The sequence below is a fragment of the Tepidimonas sp. genome, assembly GCF_036824975.1.
Classification (GTDB): Bacteria; Pseudomonadota; Gammaproteobacteria; order Burkholderiales; family Burkholderiaceae_C; genus Tepidimonas.
Genome location: NZ_DAISZC010000096.1, coordinates 1 through 5,481, shown reverse-complemented (window position 1 = coordinate 5,481; position 5,481 = coordinate 1). Strand labels below are relative to the sequence as shown.

Below are 5,481 nucleotides of genomic sequence, written 5' to 3'. Positions count from 1 at the left end.
CCCCAAACGACTAGGGGACGACCGCATTGTCGGTCGTCCCCTTTGACCCGGCAAGCCGGGCGGTCATTGCCCCGTGCTCAGACCGTAGAGGCTTTTTGCACCAGACGCGTCGCCACCCAGTTCTTGGTCTTGGACAGCGGGCGACTTTCGGTGATTTCGACGATGTCGCCCAGCTTGTACTCGCCGTTTTCGTCGTGGGCGTGGTACTTGCTGGACTTGATCACGATCTTGTCGTAGAGCGGGTGCTTGACCCGGCGCTCGACCAGCACGGTGATGGTCTTGGCGCGCTTGTCGCTGACGACCTTGCCGATCAGGGTGCGCTTGACTTTGGTTTGCGTCATCGTGCTCTCCTCACTGACCGACGGTGCGTTGCTTTTCCGCCAGGATCGTCTTGGCGCGGGCGATGGCCTGGCGCGTCTGGCGCAGGGCGGCGGTGTTGGCCAGCTGCTGCGTGGCCTTCTGCATGCGCAGGTTGAAGTGGGCCTTTTGCAGGGACTTGATCTCGGCTTGCAGGCCGGCCACGTCTTTTTGGCGCAGTTCAGCGGATTTCATGGATGCTCCTTCCTCACTGGCCCAGCATGCGGGTGACGAACGTGGTACGCAGCGGCAGCTTGGCCGCGGCCAGCGCGAATGCCTCGCGCGCCAGCTGCTCGGGCACGCCAACGATTTCGTACAGCACCTTGCCCGGCTGAATCTCGGCCACGTAGAACTCCACGTTGCCCTTGCCGTTGCCCATGCGGACCTCGGCCGGCTTCTTGGTGATCGGCTTGTCCGGGAAGACGCGAATCCAAATGCGCCCCCCGCGCTTGACGTGGCGCGTGATGGCGCGGCGTGCGGCCTCGATCTGGCGCGCGGTCAGGCGGCCGCGGTCGGTAGCCTTCAGGCCGAAGTCGCCGAACACCACCGTGGTGCCGCTGGTGGCCACCCCGGTGTTGCGGCCCTTGTGCTCTTTGCGATATTTGCGACGAGCAGGTTGCAACATGGTTTACTCTCCTTTGCCGTCCGCGGCTGCAGGCGCGGGTGCGTCGGTTCGAACGCGCTTAACGGCGGGTTGTGCGGTGGCTTCGGCCGGCTTGTCGCTGCCGTCGGCCGGGGCGGCATTGCTGCCACGGCGCGCGCCTGCGCGCGGCGGGCGTGCGCCTTCACGGCGCGGGGCGCGGCGGCTGCGCTCCTCATCCGGACGCGTCGTGCTGTCCAGCGACGGCGCGTCGTTGCGGCCCAGCGTGTCGCCCTTGTAGACCCAGACCTTGACACCGATGGTGCCGTAAGTGGTCTTGGCAACCGACGTGCCGTAGTCGATGTCGGCGCGCAGCGTGTGCAGCGGCACACGCCCTTCGCGGTACCACTCGGTACGCGCGATTTCGATGCCGTTCAGACGCCCCGAGGACATGATCTTCACACCCTGCGCGCCCAGGCGCATCGCGTTTTGCATGGCGCGCTTCATCGCGCGGCGGAACATGATGCGCTTCTCAAGCTGCTGGGTGATGCTGTCGGCAATCAGCTGCGCATCGACTTCGGGCTTGCGGATTTCCTCGATGTTGACGGCCACCGGCACGCCCAGCATCGCGGCCAGATCCTTCTTCAGGCGCTCGATGTCCTCGCCCTTCTTGCCGATGACCACACCGGGACGCGCCGAATGAATGGTGATGCGGGCGTTCTTGGCCGGACGCTCGATGACGATGCGCGAGACGGCAGCGTTCTTGAGCTTGCTGCGCAGGTATTCACGCACCTTGATGTCGTCGGCCAGCATGCCGGCGAACTCGCGGTTGCTGGCGTACCAGCGGCTGGCCCAGTTACGGCTGACGGCCAGGCGGAAGCCGGTCGGATGGATTTTCTGCCCCATGGTCTTCCTTTCCTTTCCGTCAGTTGCCTACGGTCACGTAGATGTGGCAGGTCGGCTTGCTGATGCGGTTGCCGCGGCCCTTGGCGCGCGCGGTGAAGCGCTTCAGCGTCGTGCCCTGCTCGACGTGGATGGTCTTGACCTTCAGCTCGTCGATGTCGGCACCGTCGTTGTGCTCGGCGTTGGCAATGGCCGACAGCAGCGCCTTTTTGATGATGCCGGCAGCCTTCTTGGGCGTGAAGGTCAGGATCTGCAGGGCCTGGTCCACCTTCTTGCCGCGAATCAGGTCGGCCACCAGCCGTCCCTTCTGGGCCGACAGGCGCACGCCGCGAACGATACAGCGGGTTTCCATGATCAATCCTTACTTCTTGGCTTTCTTGTCACCGGGGTGGCCCTTGAACGAGCGCGTCAGCGAAAACTCGCCCAGCTTGTGACCGACCATCTGCTCGGTGATGTAAACCGGCACATGCTGCTTGCCGTTGTGCACCGCGATCGTCAGCCCGATGAACTCGGGCAGGATCGTCGAGCGCCGCGACCAGGTCTTGATCGGCTTTTTGTCCTTGGCGGCCTGAGCCTTCTCGACCTTGGCCATCAGGTGATGGTCAACGAAGGGACCTTTTTTCAGAGAACGAGACATGGCTCAACCTTTACTTCTTGCGACGCACGACGATCATGTTCTGCGTGCGGCGGTTGTGGCGCGTGCGGTAGCCCTTAGTCAGGTTGCCCCACGGATCGCGCGGCGGCTGACCGGTACCGGTGCGGCCCTCACCACCACCGTGCGGGTGGTCGATCGGGTTCATCGCCACGCCACGCACCGTCGGGCGGATGCCCATGTGGCGCTTGACGCCCGCCTTGCCCAGCTGACGCAGGTTGTGTTCGGTGTTGGACACCTCGCCGATGGTGGCGCGACAGTCCACATGCACCTTGCGCACCTCACCGGAGCGCAAGCGCACCTGGGCGTAGACGCCTTCGCGCGCCAGCAACACCGCCGAGGCGCCGGCCGAGCGCGCCAGCTGCGCCCCCTTGCCCGGCTTGAGCTCGATGCAATGGATGGTCGAGCCGACAGGGATGTTGCGGATCGGCAGCGTGTTGCCGACGCGGATCGGCGCTTCCGCACCGCTGATCACGCTCTGGCCGACCTCCAGACCGCGCGGCGCGATGATGTAGCGGCGCTCACCGTCGGCGTAGCACACCAGCGCAATGTGCGCGGTGCGGTTGGGGTCGTACTCCAGGCGCTCGACCTTGGCCGGAATGCCGTCCTTGTTGCGGCGGAAGTCGATGATACGGTAGTGGTGCTTCGCACCGCCACCCTTGTGGCGTACGGTGATGTGTCCGTTGTTGTTGCGCCCCGAGGTCTTGGCCAGCGGCTCGAGCAGCGCAGCGTAGCCAGGACCCTTGTACAGGTGCTCGCGCGAGACCTTGACCATGCCGCGACGGCCGGGCGAGGTCGGCTTCATCTTGATGACTGCCATGGCTTTCAGACTCCCTCTGCGCCGAACTGGATCTCCTGACCTTCGGCCAGGGTCACATAGGCCTTGCGCACATGGTCACGGCGACCGATGGTCTTACCGAAGCGCTTGACCTTGCCCTTTTGGTTCAGGACGTTGACGTCCTGCACCTTGACGTTGAACAGCAGCTCCACCGCCGCCTTGATCTCGGGCTTGCTGGCGTCGCGCAGCACCTTAAACAGCACGGTGTTGGTCTTTTCGCCCACGCGGGTGGCCTTCTCCGAGATGATCGGCGCCACCAGCACCTGCATCAGGCGACCTTCGTCGAACTTCGGCTGGCTCATGCGAACATCTCCTTGAGTTGGTCGAGCGCACCCTTGGTGACGAGCACCTTCTTGGCGTGCACCAGCGAGACCGGATCGGCGTAGCGCGGCTCCACCACCAGCACGTTGGGCAGGTTGCGCGACGCCAGGTACAGGTTTTCATCCACTTCATCGGCGATGACCAGCGCCGAATCCACGTTCATCGCCTTGAGCTTGTTGACCAGTAGCTTGGTCTTGGGGGCGTCGACCTTGATCCCCTCCACCACCGACAGCCGCCCTTCACGCACCAGCTGCGACAGGATCGACGCCATGCCGGCGCGATACATCTTCTTGTTGACCTTCTGCGTGAAGTTTTCGTTGGGGCTGCTGGGGAAGATCTTGCCGCCACCGCGCCACAGTGGCGAGGAGCTCATGCCCGCACGGGCGTTGCCGGTGCCCTTCTGGCGAAACGGCTTCTTGGTGGTGTGCTTGACGGCACCACGGTCCTTTTGAGCGCGAGTACCCTGGCGCGCGTTAGCCTGGTAGGCAACGACCAGCTGGTGCACCAGCGCTTCGTTGAATTCGCGACCGAAGACGGTCTCCGGCACCTCGACGGTGGCGGCAGCCTGACCCTGGTCGTTGAGGAGTTCGACTTGCATCCGTTCGCTCCTTACTTGGCAGCCTTGACAGCCGGACGGACGGTCACGAAGCCGCCCTTGGCACCCGGAACGGCCCCTTTGATCAGGAGCAGCTGGCGCTCGGCATCGACGCGCACCACATCCAGATTCTGGGTGGTGACGGTCTCGGCGCCCATGTGGCCGGTCATGCGCTTACCCGGAAACACACGACCCGGGTCCTGCGCCATCGAGATCGAGCCCGGCACATTGTGCGAGCGGCTGTTGCCGTGAGAGGCGCGCTGCGATCCGAAGTTGTGGCGCTTGATGGTGCCGGCGTAGCCCTTACCAATGCTGGTGCCTTGCACGTCCACCTTCTGGCCCGGCTGAAACAGCTCGGTGACGGACAGCGTGGCCCCCGGGGCGTACTTGGCCGCCACTTCGGCGCTGACGCGGAATTCCTGGAGGATTTCACCGGCTTCGACGCCGGCCTTGGCGTAGTGACCCGCCATTGGCTTGGTGACGCGGCTGGCCCGGCGCTTGCCAAACGCCACTTGTAGCGCGTCGTAGCCGTCAGTGGCCTGGGTCTTGACTTGTGCCACCCGGTTGTTCGACACATCGACCACCGTGACGGGCACCGCGTCCCCGTCTTCGGTGAACAGACGCATCATGCCCACCTTGCGGCCCAACAACCCGAGAGAGTTGCTCAGACTCATTGTTTTCTCCGTTCCCGACTGCAATTGGCCGGGTCTGATGGCCCGCCCTCCGGCGCGCAGCCGAAAGCACGAGCAGGTTACAGACTGATCTTCGCCCCCGAAAGGACGAAGCCCGCAAATATACCTCGCGGGCTTTGACCTGTCAAGAGGCGCTTGCCCGGCATCACGCCGGGCAAGCGAAGCGCCTCACTGCAGCTTGATTTCGACGTCGACGCCGGCCGGCAGGTCCAGTTTCATCAGCGCATCCACCGTCTTGTCGGTGGGATCGACGATATCCATCAGGCGCTGATGGGTGCGGATCTCGAACTGGTCGCGGCTGGTCTTGTTGACGTGCGGCGAGCGCAGGATGTCGAAGCGCTTCATGCGCGTAGGCAGCGGCACCGGGCCGCGCACAATGGCGCCGGTGCGCTTGGCGGTGTCGACGATCTCAGCCGCCGAGGCGTCGATCAGCTTGTAGTCGAACGCCTTGAGGCGGATGCGGATTTTCTGCTTGTTCATGGTCGCCCGCCTCACTCGATGATCTTGGTCACGACGCCGGCGCCGACGGTGCGGCCGCCTTCG

Annotated in this window: 11 protein-coding genes; all 11 read right to left on the bottom strand. The window is 64.4% G+C overall.

Annotated features, from left to right (window positions below; genetic code table 11):
* Window positions 1-77: 77 nt before the first annotated feature.
* On the bottom strand, window positions 78-341 hold the full coding sequence (rpsQ, locus tag V7Z54_RS09390; protein WP_334136095.1) for a 30S ribosomal protein S17: 264 nt from the start codon (window positions 339-341) through the stop codon (window positions 78-80).
* 10 nt (window positions 342-351) lie between these two features.
* On the bottom strand, window positions 352-552 hold the full coding sequence (rpmC, locus tag V7Z54_RS09385; RefSeq protein WP_334136093.1) for a 50S ribosomal protein L29: 201 nt from the start codon (window positions 550-552) through the stop codon (window positions 352-354).
* Between the two features lie 13 nt (window positions 553-565).
* A complete protein-coding gene (gene rplP / locus V7Z54_RS09380) occupies window positions 566-982 on the bottom strand; it encodes a 50S ribosomal protein L16 (RefSeq protein WP_144329416.1) in 417 nt (138 codons plus the stop codon).
* A gap of 3 nt (window positions 983-985) precedes the next feature.
* Window positions 986-1,843: a 30S ribosomal protein S3 gene (rpsC, locus tag V7Z54_RS09375; RefSeq protein ID WP_334136090.1), complete on the bottom strand. Its 858-nt coding sequence runs from the start codon at window positions 1,841-1,843 to the stop codon at window positions 986-988.
* A 19-nt stretch (window positions 1,844-1,862) separates the two neighbouring features.
* Entirely contained in the window at window positions 1,863-2,195 is a 333-nt protein-coding gene (gene rplV, locus V7Z54_RS09370) for a 50S ribosomal protein L22 (RefSeq protein ID WP_201739378.1), read from the bottom strand.
* 6 nt (window positions 2,196-2,201) lie between these two features.
* The gene (gene rpsS / locus V7Z54_RS09365) at window positions 2,202-2,477 is read right to left on the bottom strand and encodes a 30S ribosomal protein S19 (protein ID WP_043700960.1); all 276 of its coding nucleotides are present in this window, start codon (window positions 2,475-2,477) and stop codon (window positions 2,202-2,204) included.
* 10 nt (window positions 2,478-2,487) lie between these two features.
* On the bottom strand, window positions 2,488-3,312 hold the full coding sequence (rplB, locus tag V7Z54_RS09360) for a 50S ribosomal protein L2 (RefSeq protein ID WP_334136087.1): 825 nt from the start codon (window positions 3,310-3,312) through the stop codon (window positions 2,488-2,490).
* Window positions 3,313-3,317: 5 nt separating this feature from the next.
* Window positions 3,318-3,632, bottom strand: a complete 315-nt coding sequence (gene rplW, locus V7Z54_RS09355; protein ID WP_144329420.1) for a 50S ribosomal protein L23 — start codon at window positions 3,630-3,632, stop codon at window positions 3,318-3,320.
* Entirely contained in the window at window positions 3,629-4,249 is a 621-nt protein-coding gene (gene rplD, locus V7Z54_RS09350) for a 50S ribosomal protein L4 (RefSeq protein WP_334136083.1), read from the bottom strand. The genes rplW and rplD overlap by 4 nt, the downstream gene beginning before the upstream one ends.
* Window positions 4,250-4,260: 11 nt before the next feature.
* The gene (gene rplC / locus V7Z54_RS09345; RefSeq protein WP_334136081.1) at window positions 4,261-4,920 is read right to left on the bottom strand and encodes a 50S ribosomal protein L3; all 660 of its coding nucleotides are present in this window, start codon (window positions 4,918-4,920) and stop codon (window positions 4,261-4,263) included.
* A 186-nt stretch (window positions 4,921-5,106) separates the two neighbouring features.
* Window positions 5,107-5,418 (bottom strand): 30S ribosomal protein S10, encoded by a 312-nt coding sequence (gene rpsJ / locus V7Z54_RS09340; RefSeq protein ID WP_144329495.1) that lies wholly within the window; start codon window positions 5,416-5,418, stop codon window positions 5,107-5,109.
* Window positions 5,419-5,481: the final 63 nt, after the last annotated feature.